A 15,767-nucleotide genomic window follows, 5' to 3' on the forward strand; every position below is an offset into this window, starting at 1 on the left:
CGTCACGCGGCGATCCCCACATAGCCTTCGCTCTCGAGCTGCTTGGCGAGGTCCTTGCCGCCCGAGCGGACGATCTTGCCGTCCGCCAGCACATGGACGAAGTCCGGCTCCACATAATCGAGCAACCGCTGGTAATGCGTGATCAGCAGCACCGCCTTGTCGGGCGCGCGCATGATGCGGTTGATGCCATCGCCGACGACGCGCAGCGCATCGATGTCGAGCCCCGAATCGGTCTCGTCGAGGATCGCGAACTTGGGGTTGACGATGCCCATCTGGACCATCTCGTTGCGCTTCTTCTCGCCGCCCGAAAAGCCGACGTTCACCGGCCGCTTGAGCATGTCGTAGTCCATGCCGAGCAGATCCGCCTGCCCGCGCGCGAGCTTCAGGAACTCGCCGCCCGACAATGGCTTCTCGTCCCGCGTCGCACGCTGGGCGTTGAGTGCCTCGCGGAGGAACTGGACGTTCGACACGCCGGGGATCTCGACCGGATACTGGAAGCCGAGGAACACGCCCGCCGCGGCGCGCTCATGCGCCTCCAGCTCGAGCAGGTCGACGCCGTCGAACGTCACCAAGCCCGCCGTGACCTCATAGCCGGGCCGCCCGCCGAGCACATAGCCCAGCGTCGACTTGCCCGCCCCGTTCGGCCCCATGATCGCGTGCACTTCGCCCGCGTTTACGGTCAGGGACAAGCCCTTGAGGATTTCCTTGCCGTCGATCTCGGCGTGGAGGTTTTCAATCTTTAGCATTATTGCGCTTTCATCCGTCGATCCACGAGCCCGCTAAGGGCATCCGCGGTAAGTTCGTTTTCCATCACGTTCAGACGTACACCAACGTCAGCCTTGAGCTTCTTACCCACAGCTTCGTGCTCGACATCATCCGCCGCAAGTTCCATTCCGGCAGCAAGCCGGTCATCGGCACAGGCTTTACGCGCAGCCTCGATAATTTCGCGATCTCTACTGACAAGATTGGCAGAAGCAACCTGCCGAACAACACAGTCGCGATAATCGTGAAAAGACTGCTCGTCAGCCTTCGACAGGACCACAGCTACTTGCAAAGCAAGTAAGGCAATCACCCGACCGACCCCTCAAGACTGATCCCCAGCAGCTTCTGCGCTTCCACCGCGAACTCCATCGGCAGTTGCTGCAGCACCTCCCGCGCAAAGCCGTTCACGATCAGCGCCACCGCCGTCTCCTGGTCCAGCCCGCGCGACATTGCGTAGAACAGCTGGTCCTCGGAGATCTTCGATGTGGTCGCCTCATGCTCGATCTGCGCGGACGGGTTGCGGACCTCGATGTACGGCACGGTATGCGCGCCGCACTGGTCGCCCAGCAGCAGGCTGTCGCACTGCGTGAAGTTCCGCACGCCCTCCGCAGTCGGCGCGACGCGCACCAGCCCGCGATACGTGTTGTCCGAACGCCCGGCCGAAATCCCCTTCGACACGATCGTCGAGCGCGTATTCTTGCCGAGGTGGATCATCTTCGTGCCGGTATCGGCCTGCTGGCGATTGTTCGTCACCGCGACCGAATAGAACTCGCCGACCGAGCCATCGCCAAGCAGCACGCACGACGGATATTTCCACGTGATCGCGCTGCCGGTCTCGACCTGGGTCCAGCTAACCTTCGAGTTCTTGCCCTGGCACAACGCACGCTTGGTGACGAAGTTGTAGATTCCGCCGACGCCGTTCTCGTCGCCCGGATACCAGTTCTGCACGGTCGAATACTTGATCTCGGCATCGTCGAGCACGACCAGTTCGACCACCGCGGCATGCAGCTGGTTCTCGTCGCGCATCGGCGCGGTGCAGCCCTCGAGATACGAGACGTACGACCCCTTGTCCGCGACGATCAGCGTGCGCTCGAACTGCCCGGTATTCTCGGCATTGATGCGGAAGTACGTCGACAGCTCCATCGGGCAGCGGACGCCTTCCGGGATGTAGACGAACGTCCCGTCGGAGAAGACCGCCGAGTTCAGCGTCGCGAAATAGTTGTCACGCTGCGGCACGACCTTGCCGAGCCACTTCCGGACGAGATCGGGATATTCCTTGATCGCCTCGGAGATCGAGCGGAAGATCACGCCCGCGGCCTCGAGCTCCTTGCGGAACGTGGTCGCGACCGAGACGCTGTCGAACACCGCATCCACCGCGACGCGACGCTTGGGGGTGCCATCCTCGTTCAGCGGATCCTCGACCACGCCCGCCAGCATCTTCTGCTCACCGATCGGAATGCCGAGCTTCTCGTAGACGCGCAGGATCTCCGGATCGACCTCGTCGAGCGACCCGAGCTTCGGCTTGGCCTTGGGCTCCGCGTAATAATACGCGTCCTGGTAATCGATCGGGGGCACGTTGAGCTTCGACCAGTCGGGCGCCTCCATCGTCTGCCACAATGCGAACGCCTTCAGCCGCCAGTCGAGCATCCACTGCGGCTCGCCCTTCTTGGCGGAAATGAAGCGCACCGTGTCTTCCGACAGACCTTTCGGCGCGAATTCCTGTTCGATGTCCGAGGAGAAGCCCCACTCGTACGTCTTGTTCGCGGCGGCGTATGCCTCTGCGTTCCGGGTAGCCATCATTCCATCTCCGCCGCGGCGCGGCTCTCTAAAAACTCGGCGATCTCTGCGTCTCTGCGCGAACAAGATTCTTTGCGCGCAGAGGCGCAGAGAGCGCGGAGGAAGGGGTAAGGCGCCGCGCGCGTCATGCGGGCACTTGTGAAAGAGGGGGGTGTAAAACCGGGGTTTGCGAAAGGCTGGCAAGCGACACACCGGCGAGCGCACCGCGGACCGCGCCGTTGACGGCGTTCCAGTGCGGCTTCACCTTGCACGTCTGCTCGACGCCGCAATCCTGCGATGCGCCATCGACGCAAGACGTCAGCGCGATAGGACCTTCGACCGCCTCGATGATGTCGGCGAGCGAGATCATCGCGGGTGGTCGCGACAAACGAAACCCGCCACCGGTGCCGCGCGTGCTCTCGATCAGCCCTGCGGCGGACAGCCGGCTCACCAGCTTCTGCACGGTCGGCAGCGGCACGCCGGTCTCCTCCGCGAGCAGCGTCGCGTTCAACCGCGCAATACCGCCGCAATGACGCGCCGCGGCGCTCATCATCACGACCGCATAGTCGGCTAGGCTGGAAAGACGCATGGTGGCTTCGGAGTCCAATCGGACCGATATGATCCGATTGGTCAAATGGGCTTTGTGCAGTGCATCGTCAACCCGGCGAGCCGTGCTAACGACTCGCAACTGGGCGGCGGTTTTGTGTGTCGTGGATGACCCGAAAGCTTGACTTCCCCCCTCCCTGGAAGGGAGGGGTCGGGGGTGGGTCGGCTGCTGACGTCAGGGAGCACCAGCCAACGGACCAACCCACCCCCAGCCCCTCCCTTCCAGGGAGGGGAGCAAGAATGACCCTTCCCGACAGGTGGAAGGAGCAAGGACGATGCGCATGGCCTTCTACCACCCAATCCTCTTCCGTCTCGACGCCGAGCGCGCGCATACTCTCACCATCGCTGCGCTCGGCGCATGGGGGAAGGCCGGCACGCCACTCGCCCCCAGCGTACCGCGGCTCGCGACGACCGTGGCGGGGATCGCCTTCCCCAACCCGGTCGGCTTGGCAGCAGGCGTCGACAAGGACGGGCGCGCGATCGACGGCTTCTTCGGTTTGGGTTTCGGCAGCGTCGAGATCGGCACGCTCACGCCGCTCGCGCAGCCCGGCAACCCCAAACCCCGCATCTTCCGCCTTCCCGAAGACTGCGCGGTGATCAACCGTTTGGGCTTCAACAACGGCGGCTTGGACGCGGCCCTCTCCCGAGTATGTTCACCCGCGAAGGCGGGTGCCCAGTCTGGGCACCCGCCTTCGCGGGTGAACAAGGGGCCGGGCGGTGAAGGCGTTTTGGGCATCAACGTTGGCGCCAACAAGGACGCGACCGATCGCACAGCAGACTACGTCCACGGCGTAATCCAAGCGGCACCCCATGCCGACTATATCACCATAAACATCAGCTCCCCCAACACCCTCGGCCTGCGCGATCTCCAGCACGGCGCCGCGCTCCGCGACCTCCTCGCCGCCTGCACCGCCGCCAAAGGGAATACACCGATCTTCCTCAAGGTCGCCCCCGACCTCGAACCCGCCGACATCGACGACATCGCCCGCGCCGCGATCGACAACCGCATCGACGCGCTGATCGTCAACAACACGACAATCTCCCGCCCCGGCCTGCGCTCGGCCAATGCCCAGGAAACCGGCGGCCTCTCCGGCGCCCCCCTCGCCCCGCTGGCCCGCCAACGCCTGTCGGATTTCCGCAAGGCCACCGGCGCAGCGATCCCCCTGATCTCGGTCGGCGGCGTAGACAGCGGTGCCGAAGCCTATGCCCGCCTCCGCGCCGGTGCGAGCCTCGTCCAGCTCTACACCGCGCTGGTCTATGAAGGCCCCGGCCTCCCCGCCCGCATCCTCCGCGAACTCGACGCGCTGCTAAAGCGCGACGGCTTCGCCACGGTCGCCAACGCGGTGGCGGCCGAAGCCTAACGATCCTCCCCCGCCAGGGGGAGGTGGCGCCGAAGGTGACGGAGGGGGAGGACGCGCAACAGCGGTTTCTCCTTCCGCCCCCTCCGTCTGGCAAGCACCAGCCACCTCCCCCTGGCGGGGGAGGATCGCGAGGTTGCGAGACGGGTTGCCTCATACCCGAACCGCGCTAGGCTCCGCCGCGATGAAGACCTCACTCCTAGCGCTCGCCCTCCTCGTCCCCGCTGCCACCGAAGCCCGTCAGCCGGCCCCGGCAAAAGACCAAGGCATGGTCAGCGCCGCAGACCCCCGCGCCGCCGCCGCCGGCGTCGAGATCCTCCGCGCCGGCGGCAGCGCCACCGACGCCGCGATCGCCACGATGCTCGCGCTCAACGTCGTCGAACCGCAAAGCTCGGGCATCGGCGGCGGCAGCTTCTGGATTTCCCACGCGGCGGGCGGCGCGCTCAGCACGATCGACGCGCGCGAAGAGGCGCCCGCCGCCGCCGACGCACGCTGGTTCTACGCCCCCGACGGCACGCCGCTAAGCCACAGCGACGCAGTCCCCGGCGGTCGCAGCGTCGGCATCCCCGGCGCACTCCGCGGCATGGCGCTCGCACACCGCGCCTCGGGCAAGCTCCCCTGGGCGCAACTGTTCGCCCCCGCGATCCGGCTCGCGACCAACGGCTTCCAGGCCTCCCCCCGCCTCGTCAACGGCATGACCGCCTATGGCGACCACATCACGCCCGAGACGCGCAAGCTATTCTCAGCCGCCGACGGCTCGCCGGTCGCGATCGGAGCCACGATCAAGAACCCGCAGCAAGCCGCGCTCCTCCAGCGCATCGCCACCCAAGGCCCCGACAGCTTCTACGTCGGCCCGCAGGCGCAGAAGATCGTCACCGCGGTCAACACCGCCGCGCGGAATCCGTCGAAGATGACGCTCGGCGACCTCGCCAGCTACGACGCCAAGTCGCGCCCGCCGGTCTGCGTCAAGTACCGCATCTACCGCGTGTGCGGGATGGGACCGCCCTCGTCCGGCGGCATCACCGTACTGATGATCCTGAAGCAGCTCGAACGCTTCGACATGGCCAAGCTCGGCAAGGACAGCGCGCAGGCCTGGCACCTGTTCGCCGAATCCTCGCGCCTCGCCTATGCCGACCGCGACCTGTACGTCGGCGATCCCGATTTCGTCCGCGTGCCCGTCCAAGGCATGCTCGACACCAAGTATCTCGCAGCGCGCTCGGCGCTGATCTTCCCTACGAAGACGATGGCGACCGTCACCGCCGGCTCGCCCCCCGGCGCCCCCGCACGCACCCGCGCACCGGTCAGCGAAGTGCCCGGCACCACCGACATCGCCACCGTCGACGCCCGCGGCAACGTCGTCGAGGTGACCACCACCGTAGAGGGCTATTTCGGCTCCGGCATCACCGTCGACGGTACGGTCCTGAACAACCAGCTCACCGACTTCGACATCGTCCCTGAAAGGAACGGCGCGCTCGTCGCCAACCGCGTCGAGGGCGGCAAGCGCCCGCGCAGCTCGATGTCCCCGACGATCGTCTACGGCCCCGACGGGAAAGTCCGCCTCGCGGTCGGCGCGGCGGGCGGATCGACGATCATCGCGCAGGTCGCCAAGGCGATCATCGGCGTGGTCGACTGGAAACTGTCCGCGCAGGAGTCGATCGCACTCGGCCTGCTCTATGCGCCCGGCCACGTCGCTGCTGCTGAAAAGGGCACCGAGCGCGAAGCAATGGTCCCCGCGTTGCAAGCGCTCGGCGAGACCGTACAGGTCGCAGCACTCGGCCTGAAAGCGAACGCGATCGAGCGCGTAGGCGGCAAATGGGTCGGCGCCGCAGACCCCCGCAGCGAAGGTGTCGCGATCGCGGAGGACGGTACCGTCACCAAGATCCAGCGCGTCGGCGCACTCCAGCGCGCACCGGAGTAAGCCGCCCTCCCCTCTTCTTGTTCTCCCGCGAAGGCGGGAGCCCAGTCTGGGTCCCCGCCTTCGCGGGGAAACACGCTTGGAGCGTGACACACCAACGGGCTATACTACACCAAAGATCGAGCACCCCCGCCAAGGCAAGCTCGCAGAGCACGTCAGGAGAGACAATGGCCCGCCAGCTCGAACGCTTCCCGAACCTCGTCACGATGTTCTTCACGCGCGCCGCCGAGAAAGGCGACGCCCCGTTCCTCTGGACCAAGACGAGCGGCACCTGGGTCGCCACCAGCTGGGCCGAAGCCGCGCGCCAGGTAGCCAGCCTCGCCACCGCGCTGACCGCGATCGGCCTGAAGCGCGGCGACCGCGTCATGCTGGTCGCCGAGAACCGACCCGAATGGTGCCTCAGCGACCTCGCGATCATGGCGGCGGGGTGCATCACCGTGCCGACCTACGTCACCAACACCGAGCGCGATCACCTCCACATCATCGAGAACGCCGGCGCCTGCGCGATCATCGTATCGACCGCGAAGCTGGCGAAGACGCTCCTCCCCGCAGTCATCCGCTCGAACCAGGCGCAGACCGTGATCGGGTTCGAGGACATGAAGGTCCCCGCCGGGATCGACTTCCACAACTGGCACGCGCTGATCGCCGCGCACCAGACCGCGCCCGATACCGCCGCCGCCCGCGCCGACTTCGAACGCGAAGATCTCGCCTGCATCATCTACACGAGCGGAACCGGCGGCGCGCCACGCGGCGTGATGCAGCACCACGGCGCGATCCTCCACAATTGCGCCGGCTGCGCGTCCGTCATCTCGGAGGACTTCGGCTGGGACGACGAGGTATTCCTCTCGTTCCTCCCCCTCAGCCACGCCTATGAACACACCGGCGGCCAGCATTTCCCGATCTCGCTGGGCGGCCAGATCTACTACGCCGAAGGCCTCGAGAAGCTCGCCGCGAACATCGAGGAAACGCGCCCGACGATCATGTTCGTCGTCCCCCGCCTCTTCGAAGTCCTCCGCACGCGCATCTCCAAGACGATCGAGAAACAGGGCGGCGCGTCCGCGTACCTGCTGCGCCAGGCGCTCGACATCGGCGGCAAGCGCTATGCCGGCCGCCTCCGCCTGATCGACCGCCCCATGCAGGCCGCCGTCGCGACGCTGTTCAAGCCCAAGATCTCGAAGAAGTTCGGCCGCCGGTTGAAGGCGATGATCTCCGGCGGCGCACCGCTCAATCCCGAAGTCGGCCTGTTCTTCGAGGCGCTCGGCCTCACCTTCCTGCAAGGTTACGGCCAGACCGAAGCCGCCCCCGTCATCTCGTGCAACCGCCCCAAGGCTGGCGTCCGCATGGACTCGGTCGGCCCCGCGCTGAACGACACCGAAGTCCGGATCGCCGAGGACGGCGAGATCCTGGTGCGCGGCGAACTCGTCATGCACGGCTATTGGCGCAACGATGCCGAGACCGCCAAGGTGCTGAAGGACGGATGGCTCCACACCGGCGACATCGGCGAGATCGACGACCGCGGGCGGATCCGCATCACCGATCGCAAGAAAGACCTGATCATCAACGACAAGGGCGAAAACGTCGCCCCGCAAAAGGTCGAGGGCATGCTCACGCTCCAGCCCGAGATCGCGCAGGCGATGATAGCCGGCGACAAGCGGCCGTACATGGTCGCGCTGATCGTGCCCGACCCGGAATGGACGCAGGAATGGTGCGCGAGCAACGGCGACGCGTGCAGCTTCGCGCGTCTGGCGGAGAACAGCGAGTTCAGGACGGCGATCGGACATGCGGTCGAGCGGGTGAACAAGGACCTGACCGTAACGGAGCGTGTGCGAAGGTTCGTACTAGCGGACGGTCCGTTCACGATCGAGAACGAGCAACTGACCCCCAGTCTGAAGATCCGCCGCCACGTCCTGAAACAGGCCTACGGCGAACGCCTGGACGCGCTCTACAAGTAACCCTCTCCCCTCAGGGGAGAGGGAGGGACCCGCGCGCCCTTGCGCGTGGGAGGGTGAGGGGCGTGAGGCTCAAAACGCTCGCCCCCAACGCCCCTACCCTCCCGTCGCCAAGCGGCTCCTCCCTCCCTCTCCCCGGCGGGGAGCGGGACTTAAGGATCGCGACTTCGGCTGGCGTTTAACAACCGTAGGATAAGCCGCGAGACACATTCTCCTCTCCCTTCTGGGGAGAGGGAGGGACCCGCCCGCTCTTGCGGGTGGGAGGGTGAGGGCACGCCCGCTAAAGCACGTGCCCTCACCCTCCCGTCGCCTACGGCTCCTCCTTCCCTCTCCCCTAAAGGGAGAGGGGCAGTGCCTCACTTCTTCGCGGGCGCCGCAGTCGGCACCACGGCCATTGTCCAGTCCTTCTCCGGCCGCAGATACTTCGCCGCTGTCGCCTGCAACTCCACCGGCGTCGTCGCCACCAGATCCGAAGCGATCCGCTGCGTCGCCGCGATCCGCCGCGGATCGAACGTCGCGCCACCAAGCTGCTGCAACCAGAACTGGTTCCCGGTGGAGGCGCGCAGGATATACTGCCCCATCGGCTTCTTGATCCGGTCCAGCTCGTCCGCCGCGATCGGCGTCGACACCAGTTCCGCCGCGATCTGGCGTGCGATCTGGAAGAAGAACGACACCTTGTCCGGCGCCACCTGCCCGATCGCGACCATCCGCCCGCCGGTGGTCATGCCCACCGGCCACTGGCTCGACACGTTCGGGCTGTAGCTTGCCCCCGCCGCCTGCCGCAGCCGCTCGAACAGCCGGTCGCTGAACACCTGCGCCAGCACATCGAGACGCCGCGCCTCGACGATGTTGTCGATCCCGCCACCTGTCGGCCACGCGATCACCGCCGCCGCCTGGTTCTCCGGGCCGGTATGCGCGCGCATCACCGGCGTCGCGTTGTGCGCGGGGAAGCCGACCGGCGCGCCGACCGTCGACACCGCCGCCCGCGGCTTCATCGCCCCGAACGACTTCGCCACCGCGGCGATCGCGTCCTCGGTCTTCACGTCGCCGAAGATCGAGACCTCGACCGGCCCGGTCTTCAGGATCGGCTCCCAGAAGGCGCGGAAGTCCTTCGCATTCAGCGCCTCGACGGTCGGCTTCGACGGCGTCCCCCAACGCGGATCGCCCGCGCGGAGCAGACCCTCGAGGTCACGCGACAACACGCCGTCCGGCGACGAGTCATAGCCTGCGAACCCCGCCAGCGCAGCAACCCGGGCACGCGCCACCGGTGCCGGATCCCACGCCGGAAACGCGAGTTTCGCCGCCATCAGCCGCAACTGATCCGAATAATCCGCCGGCGACGTGATCGCGCTCAGCGTGAACGCATCGTCGTCGATCCCGAAGTCGAGCCCGATCCGCCGCCCCGCGGTCAACTGGTCGAGATCGCCCTGATCGAGCTTGCCGATACCCCCAGCCACCAGCGCAAGATCGCCCGCCCAGGCCGGCGTCGGCCGGTTCGACGGGATTGCGGTATAGCCGCCCCCGAACCGCACGCGGACATAGACGCGCCCGGTCTCGCCCGCGTTCGGGAACAGCAGCACGCGCGTGCCGTTGGCGAAGTTCACCTGCTCCATGTCGAACGCGGTAATCTTTTCGCGGCTCGCGACGACGCCCGGCTTGCCAAGCGACGGCAGCTTCGAGAAGTCGACCGCCGCCTGCGCGCGACGCTTGCCAGCCAAGCCCGACACGTCCGCCTTCAACGCGGTCGCTAGCTTGTTCGCAGACCCCGCATCAGGCGTCTGCGTATTTACCAGGGCACGCGTTGCCGTGCCCTCGAAGATCGCCTTGCTCGACGCGAGCAGCGTAGCGGGCGTGAACATGCCCTTCGCCTTGGCGTCCTGCAAAATCTTGTACGACGTCTCCGGCCCCGCCACGGTCTCGCGGATGTCGAGCGCGCCGACCATATCGTCCGCCTGCTTCGACCCCGCCTCGACCTTCGCCGTCTCGACGCTGGTCCGCATGATCGTGTCGAAATCGGCATATTCGCGGTCGACTTCGGCCTGGCTCGGCGCGTTGGTCTGCGCGTCGGCGATCACCGCGCGGACGTCCTTCAACGCCGCTTCCCAGTCGGTCCCGATCGGCACGATGTTGACGCTGGTCAGGTTCGCCGAGCGCGACACGTCGTCGATCGACACGCCCGCCTGGAGGAAACTGCCGCCGGCGCGCGCCCGCGTTTCCAAACGGCGACTGATCAGCCGCGTCGCCAGCACGTCGACCAGCCGCTTCTGGTTCATGATCGCGGTGTCGTCCTTATACTCCCAGGGGCGCACCACCCCGAGCGTCACCACCGCCGGAATAGCCGGCTCGGCGATCGTCGCGGAGACCGGCGCCTTCGGATCGGGCTTGCCGAAATCGGGCGCGGGCACGACCGGGCCGATACCCTTCCAGTCCGCGAAGTTCTTGACGATCAGCCGCCCGAACAGCGCCGGATCCATGTCGCCCGAGATGATGACGACGGTGTTCTCCGGCCGGTACCAGCGATCGTGGAACGCCTTCACCGTCGCACCGGTCGCGGCCTCGAGCGTCTTGATATTGCCGATCGGCGAGCGATCCGCGAGCGGCTGCCCGGCGAAGAACGTCGCGCGGATCGCGTCGCCGAACCGCACCTGCGGCCCCGGCTGCTCGCGCTGTTCCGCCAGCACGACCGGCCGCTCGGCAGTGACGGAGGCATCGGTGATGACCGGCTTCTCCATCATGCCGGACATGATCTTCAGGCTCTCGTCGAGGCCGGACTCGGTCGCGGACGGAAGGTCGAGCTTGAAGGTGGTCGAGGTCGGCGTCGTCTGCGCGTTGGTATCAGACCCGAAGGTCGCCCCGAACCGCTGCCACACCCGCTTGGCCTCACCGTCCGGCACGTATTCGGAGCCGCGGAACGACAGATGCTCGATGAAATGCGCGAACCCCCGCTCGCTATCGGTCTCGTTCAGCGACCCCGCATCGATCCGCACGCGCACCGACACCTGGCCCGGTGGCACGCCGTTCTTGCGCACCGCAAAGCGCATGCCGTTGGGCAGCGTGCCGAACTTCCACTCGGGATCCCGCGTGAGATCGCTGCCCTTGTAGAGCCATGCGGTCGTATCGATCCCCGCCAGTTCGGGAAGCGTCGGCGCCTCCTTCGTGGGGGTGGATACGGCCTGCTGCGTCGCCATCTGGCCGCTCGCCGGAATGGCGAGGCCGAGGATGACGGGGAACAGGACGGGAGCGCGGTACAAGCGCGAAAAGGACACCATGGTTCACCTGTAGCGGTCGCGGGCCTCGCTCGCCAGTGCCCTGCCTCCGCACCGAGCGAGCGGTGCCATCATTTCGTCCAACACTGCCGGTATATCGTGTCCGAACAAGGGGATCGGCGCCGGGGCGCGCCTGGATACTAGGGTAGAGATGTTGGTCGAAGCCGAACTGGGCCACGAACTGGGGCAGTGTTCATTGTGGCGGGATTCGGGCGAACCGGCAGCACGCCGAGGCGCCCGCGTGCCTGATCTGAACGTGATCTCGGGCGCACCCAAACCCGGCGCACCGATGGTCGCCGAGGCCAACCGCCCGCTGATCATCCGCGTCGGCAAGCACCTGCGCGGCGTGTTCGACCGGATGATCGCCTCGTCCTCGCTGGTCGCCAACGATCCCGTGCTCGACGTCCGCGACTTCGCCTGGACCGCAGGCCTGCGCGAGAACTGGGCCGCGATCCGCGACGAAGCCGTCCGCGTCGCGCTGCAAGGCGAAGCGTCGCCCAGCCTCGCGACGATCTCGCCCGATCACCGCTCGATCGCCGAGGTCGACAAATGGCGCTCGTTCTTCCTCTACGGCTATGGCTACCCGATCGAGGAAAGCCTCGCGCGCTGCCCCGATACCGCCGCCGCCGTCGCGCGCATCCCTGGCCTCAACAGCGCGTTCTTTTCGATCCTCGCGCCGGGCACCCACATCCCCGAGCATCGCGGCGTGACCAAGGGCCTCATCACCTGCCACCTCGGCCTGATCGTCCCGCGAGACGGCGACGTCCGCATGCGCGTCCACGACCGTACCGTCCGCTGGGCGGAAGGCGAGACGCTTGTGTTCGACGACACCTATCAGCACGAGGTCTGGAACGACACCAGCGGCACCCGAGTCGTGTTGCTGATCCAGTTCGAACGCCCCTTGCGCAATCCCGGCAAGTGGATCGCCGACCTGTTCCTCGGCGTCGTCCGCCGCTCCGCCTTCGTCCAGGACGCGGTCCGCAACATCGGCAGCTGGAACGCCGCGGTGAAACAGCTCGACGTCTGACACCCTTCCTGCCCCCCTCCCTGGAAGGGAGGGGCTGGGGGTGGGTCGGCCGCTTGGCGAGCGTGACGGCAATAACGAACCCACCCACACCCAACCCCTCCCTTCACGAGGGAGGGAGGGAGCAAGAAGGGTCGAGAAGCGAACTCACCCCCCGAAAGAAACCGTTTCCCGTTCCGCGCTTGATCCCCCGCTCCCTTCGGGCCACATGCCCCTCATGCTCATCGAAACGGAATCGACTCCCAACCCGTCGACGCTGAAGTTCCTGCCGGGACGCACCGTCATGGAAGCCGGCACGCGCGACTTCGCCACCCCCGAGGAAGCCGAGGTGAGTTCGCTTGCCGACGCGATCTTCGGCCTCGGCGACGTCACCGGCGTGTTCTTCGGCCGCGATTTCGTCTCGGTCACCGCCGCGCCCGGCACCGCCTGGTCGGACCTGAAGCCCGACGTGCTCGCGATCCTGCTCGATCACTTCTCCGCCGCGATGCCGCTGTTCAAGCCCGCGCGCGCCGGCTTCTCGGTGCCGTCGGACGAGCCGGCGCTGTCGGATGACCCGGCCGATGCCGACATCGTCGCACAGATCCGCGAGCTGATCGACACGCGCGTCCGCCCTGCGGTCGCCAACGACGGCGGCGACATCGTCTATCGCGGCTTCGACAAGGGCAAGGTCTTCCTCCAGCTGCAGGGTGCCTGCGCCGGCTGCCCGTCGTCGAGCGCCACGCTCAAGAACGGCATCGAGCAGCTGCTGAAATACTACGTCCCCGAAGTCACCGAAGTGAGAGCCGTCTGATGCGTCAGAAACTCGACGACACCGTCCTCGATGCCGTCTTCCGCGATGCCCGCAGCTATAACGGCTACACCGATCAGCCGGTCGCCGAGTCCGAGCTGCACGCAATCTGGGACCTGATGAAGTGGGGCCCGACATCGGCCAACCAGCTTCCCGCGCGCCTGATCTGGGTCACCAGCGACGAGGCCAAGCAGAAGCTGGCGGATGCGTGCAGCGCGCAGAACCAGCCGAAGATCCTCAACGCCCCCGTGTCGGTGATCATCGGCATGGACACGAATTTCCACGAGCATCTGCCAGAGCTGTTCCCTCATGCCGATGCGAAGTCGTGGTTCGACGGCAATGCCGAACTGCGCGAGGCATCCGCGTTCCGCAACTCGACGTTGCAGGGCGCCTATTTCATCATCGCCGCGCGGATGCTCGGGCTCGATACCGGGCCGATGTCGGGCTTCGACGCGGGCAAGGTCGATGCGGCGTTCTTCCACGACACGCCCGCGGTGCGGACCAACTTCATCTCGACGCTCGGCCACGGCGATCCCGCGACGATCTACGCCCGCTCGCCCCGCCCTGACTTCGCGAAGTTCAACAGCATCGCTTGATAAATAGCCCTCTCCCCCTCGGGGAGAGGGTTGGGTGAGGGGCTGTCCCAGGCGACGCACTGCTTGGCTGCCCCTCACCCTAGCCCTCTCCCCGAGGGGGAGAGGGAATAAGACGTGCGCACTTTAGTCATCGAAACATCCACCACCGCCTGCTCGGTCGCCCTCATCGAGGACAGCGCCGTCATCGCCCGCGCGCACGAAGTCGTCGGCCGTGGCCACGCCGAACGCCTCATCCCGATGATTGCCGAGCTTCCCAACGGCGGCCGAGCCGACCGCATCATCGTAGATTGCGGCCCCGGCAGCTTCACCGGTGTCCGCGTCGGCATCGCCGCCGCCCGCGGTCTAGCGCTCGGCTGGGGCGCGGAAATCGCCGGGTTTTCCTCGCTCCCGCTGATCGCCGCCGCCGGTTTCGCCGACCGCTTAACCGACGATATTGCGGTGATCATGGAAGGCGGGCATGGCGAGGTCTTCATGCAAGCGCTCTCCGCCGATCTGTCGCCGCGATCCGACATGGTATCGCTGAAGCCCGACGCCGCGCTCGCCGCGCTGGCAGGACGGCGCGCAGTCGGCAACGGCATCCGCTGGCTTGCCGCACTCGACGACGGCTTGGACCTCACCGAAGCGCTTCCCGACGCAGCCTCCGCGATCCTGCTGCCCGCGGCACTGACCGCCCTCGCACCAAGCCCGATCTACGGCCGCGCGCCCGACGCCAAGCCGTCGGTCCCGAAATAATGGCCACGCGTCAGGCCGCCACTCGCACTGTCACGCTCCGCACCGGCGACGCGCGCGATCTCGCGATCGTCGACGCGCTGATGACCGAGGCGTTCGACCCGAGCTACGGCGAGGCATGGACGCGCAGCCAGTGCCTCGGCGTGCTCGCACTGACCGGCGTCCACCTCACGATCGCGTTCGTCGACGATTTCCCCGCTGGTTTCACGATGACCCGGTCGGTCGCCGACGAAGCCGAACTGCTGCTGATCGCGGTCGCGCCAGACTATCGCCGCCGCGGCGTCGGCACGGCGCTTATCCGCGCGGCGATCGCCGATTGCTCGGTCGGTAGCATCGCCAAGCTCCATCTCGAGGTCCGGGCGGGCAACGACGCGGTCAAGATGTACGATGCCCACGGCTTTACCAAGGTCGGCGAACGTCGCGCCTATTACCGCGGCAAGACCGGCGTCGCGTATGACGCACATACATATTCGAAAGATATCAACAGTTAAGGCTTATTGCGAGTCACTATCCCTTTTCGCAACAGCGCGGAGGCCCTACATGGCACTCAACGAGGGAACGACACATGCCGCGCAAAATCGATCTGGAAGCACTCTGCAACGAGAAGGGCCTGCGCATTACCGAGCAGCGCCGGGTCATCGCGCGCGTGCTGTCCGAGGCTGACGACCATCCCGACGTCGAGAAGGTCTATGAGCGCGCGTCGCAGATCGACCCCGGCATCTCGATCGCGACGGTGTACCGCACCGTCCGCCTGTTCGAGGAAGCCGGCATCCTCGACCGCCACGATTTCGGCGACGGCCGCGCGCGCTATGAGCCTGCGCCCGAGGCGCATCACGATCACCTGATCGACGTCGAGAGCGGCAAGGTCATCGAATTCGTCGATCCCGAACTTGAGCAGTTACAGAAGGCGATCGCGGAGAAGCTGGGCTTCCGGCTGGTCGATCACCGCATGGAACTCTACGGCGTCGCGCTCACCCGCAAGGACTGACGCGATCGGCC

At 66.6% G+C, this 15,767-nt stretch carries 14 protein-coding genes; 9 read left to right on the forward strand and 5 right to left on the reverse strand.

The genetic code is table 11. The features are described from left to right. Nucleotides 1-2: 2 nt before the first annotated feature. From sufC to AC1MH0_RS05260, 4 genes are all read right to left on the reverse strand, one after another. On the reverse strand, nucleotides 3-746 hold the full coding sequence (gene sufC / locus AC1MH0_RS05245; protein ID WP_480965005.1) for a Fe-S cluster assembly ATPase SufC: 744 nt from the start codon (nucleotides 744-746) through the stop codon (nucleotides 3-5). Continuing rightward, a complete protein-coding gene (locus AC1MH0_RS05250; RefSeq protein ID WP_480965006.1) occupies nucleotides 746-1,072 on the reverse strand; it encodes a hypothetical protein in 327 nt (108 codons plus the stop codon). Before AC1MH0_RS05250 ends, sufC begins: the two co-directional genes overlap by 1 nt. Continuing rightward, nucleotides 1,069-2,559, reverse strand: a complete 1,491-nt coding sequence (gene sufB / locus AC1MH0_RS05255) for a Fe-S cluster assembly protein SufB (protein ID WP_480965007.1) — start codon at nucleotides 2,557-2,559, stop codon at nucleotides 1,069-1,071. The genes AC1MH0_RS05250 and sufB overlap by 4 nt, the downstream gene beginning before the upstream one ends. Nucleotides 2,560-2,683: 124 nt before the next feature. Then, nucleotides 2,684-3,127, reverse strand: coding sequence for an SUF system Fe-S cluster assembly regulator (locus AC1MH0_RS05260; protein ID WP_480965008.1), 444 nt, complete (start codon nucleotides 3,125-3,127; stop codon nucleotides 2,684-2,686). Nucleotides 3,128-3,425: 298 nt separating this feature from the next. Here AC1MH0_RS05260 and AC1MH0_RS05265 point away from each other — a divergent pair, with 298 nt between their 5' ends. From AC1MH0_RS05265 to AC1MH0_RS05275, 3 genes are all read left to right on the forward strand, one after another. Beyond that, entirely contained in the window at nucleotides 3,426-4,505 is a 1,080-nt protein-coding gene (locus AC1MH0_RS05265) for a quinone-dependent dihydroorotate dehydrogenase (RefSeq protein ID WP_480965009.1), read from the forward strand. A gap of 181 nt (nucleotides 4,506-4,686) precedes the next feature. Further along, nucleotides 4,687-6,420 (forward strand): gamma-glutamyltransferase, encoded by a 1,734-nt coding sequence (gene ggt / locus AC1MH0_RS05270; RefSeq protein ID WP_480965010.1) that lies wholly within the window; start codon nucleotides 4,687-4,689, stop codon nucleotides 6,418-6,420. 164 nt (nucleotides 6,421-6,584) lie between these two features. Next, the gene (locus tag AC1MH0_RS05275) at nucleotides 6,585-8,369 is read left to right on the forward strand and encodes an AMP-dependent synthetase/ligase (RefSeq protein WP_480965011.1); all 1,785 of its coding nucleotides are present in this window, start codon (nucleotides 6,585-6,587) and stop codon (nucleotides 8,367-8,369) included. Between the two features lie 353 nt (nucleotides 8,370-8,722). Here the strand turns inward: AC1MH0_RS05275 and AC1MH0_RS05280 are convergent, their stop codons facing one another. Further along, nucleotides 8,723-11,635 carry a M16 family metallopeptidase gene (locus AC1MH0_RS05280; protein ID WP_480965012.1) on the reverse strand — a complete coding sequence of 971 codons (2,913 nt, stop codon included), beginning with the start codon at nucleotides 11,633-11,635 and terminating at the stop codon, nucleotides 8,723-8,725. Nucleotides 11,636-11,921: 286 nt separating this feature from the next. On the opposite strand from AC1MH0_RS05280, the gene AC1MH0_RS05285 reads away from it, so the two are divergent. From AC1MH0_RS05285 to AC1MH0_RS05310, 6 genes are all read left to right on the forward strand, one after another. Next, a complete protein-coding gene (locus AC1MH0_RS05285) occupies nucleotides 11,922-12,659 on the forward strand; it encodes an aspartyl/asparaginyl beta-hydroxylase domain-containing protein (protein ID WP_480965681.1) in 738 nt (245 codons plus the stop codon). A 214-nt stretch (nucleotides 12,660-12,873) separates the two neighbouring features. Next, complete coding sequence (locus AC1MH0_RS05290) at nucleotides 12,874-13,446, forward strand: NifU family protein (RefSeq protein WP_093398839.1); 573 nt, start codon at nucleotides 12,874-12,876, stop codon at nucleotides 13,444-13,446. Next, nucleotides 13,446-14,039 carry a malonic semialdehyde reductase gene (locus tag AC1MH0_RS05295; protein WP_056057630.1) on the forward strand — a complete coding sequence of 198 codons (594 nt, stop codon included), beginning with the start codon at nucleotides 13,446-13,448 and terminating at the stop codon, nucleotides 14,037-14,039. Before AC1MH0_RS05290 ends, AC1MH0_RS05295 begins: the two co-directional genes overlap by 1 nt. Before the next feature lie 114 nt (nucleotides 14,040-14,153). Further along, nucleotides 14,154-14,771, forward strand: a complete 618-nt coding sequence (gene tsaB, locus AC1MH0_RS05300; RefSeq protein ID WP_480965013.1) for a tRNA (adenosine(37)-N6)-threonylcarbamoyltransferase complex dimerization subunit type 1 TsaB — start codon at nucleotides 14,154-14,156, stop codon at nucleotides 14,769-14,771. Continuing rightward, nucleotides 14,771-15,259 carry a GNAT family N-acetyltransferase gene (locus tag AC1MH0_RS05305; protein ID WP_480965014.1) on the forward strand — a complete coding sequence of 163 codons (489 nt, stop codon included), beginning with the start codon at nucleotides 14,771-14,773 and terminating at the stop codon, nucleotides 15,257-15,259. The genes tsaB and AC1MH0_RS05305 overlap by 1 nt, the downstream gene beginning before the upstream one ends. A gap of 74 nt (nucleotides 15,260-15,333) precedes the next feature. After that, nucleotides 15,334-15,756, forward strand: a complete 423-nt coding sequence (locus AC1MH0_RS05310) for a Fur family transcriptional regulator (RefSeq protein WP_056047123.1) — start codon at nucleotides 15,334-15,336, stop codon at nucleotides 15,754-15,756. Nucleotides 15,757-15,767 lie beyond the last annotated feature (11 nt).

This window comes from Sphingomonas sp. AP28 (assembly GCF_056680455.1).

Coding starts and splice junctions, on each gene's coding strand:
- AC1MH0_RS05275 (WP_480965011.1), top strand. CDS start 6,585: ATGGCCCGCCAGCTCGAACGCTTCCCGAACCTCGTCACGATGTTCTTC.
- ggt (WP_480965010.1), top strand. CDS start 4,687: ATGAAGACCTCACTCCTAGCGCTCGCCCTCCTCGTCCCCGCTGCCACC.
- AC1MH0_RS05285 (WP_480965681.1), top strand. CDS start 11,922: ATGGTCGCCGAGGCCAACCGCCCGCTGATCATCCGCGTCGGCAAGCAC.
- AC1MH0_RS05260 (WP_480965008.1), bottom strand. CDS start 3,127: ATGCGTCTTTCCAGCCTAGCCGACTATGCGGTCGTGATGATGAGCGCC.
- sufC (WP_480965005.1), bottom strand. CDS start 746: ATGCTAAAGATTGAAAACCTCCACGCCGAGATCGACGGCAAGGAAATC.
- AC1MH0_RS05295 (WP_056057630.1), top strand. CDS start 13,446: ATGCGTCAGAAACTCGACGACACCGTCCTCGATGCCGTCTTCCGCGAT.
- AC1MH0_RS05310 (WP_056047123.1), top strand. CDS start 15,334: ATGCCGCGCAAAATCGATCTGGAAGCACTCTGCAACGAGAAGGGCCTG.
- sufB (WP_480965007.1), bottom strand. CDS start 2,559: ATGGCTACCCGGAACGCAGAGGCATACGCCGCCGCGAACAAGACGTAC.
- AC1MH0_RS05305 (WP_480965014.1), top strand. CDS start 14,771: ATGGCCACGCGTCAGGCCGCCACTCGCACTGTCACGCTCCGCACCGGC.
- AC1MH0_RS05280 (WP_480965012.1), bottom strand. CDS start 11,635: ATGGTGTCCTTTTCGCGCTTGTACCGCGCTCCCGTCCTGTTCCCCGTC.
- AC1MH0_RS05290 (WP_093398839.1), top strand. CDS start 12,874: ATGCTCATCGAAACGGAATCGACTCCCAACCCGTCGACGCTGAAGTTC.
- AC1MH0_RS05265 (WP_480965009.1), top strand. CDS start 3,426: ATGGCCTTCTACCACCCAATCCTCTTCCGTCTCGACGCCGAGCGCGCG.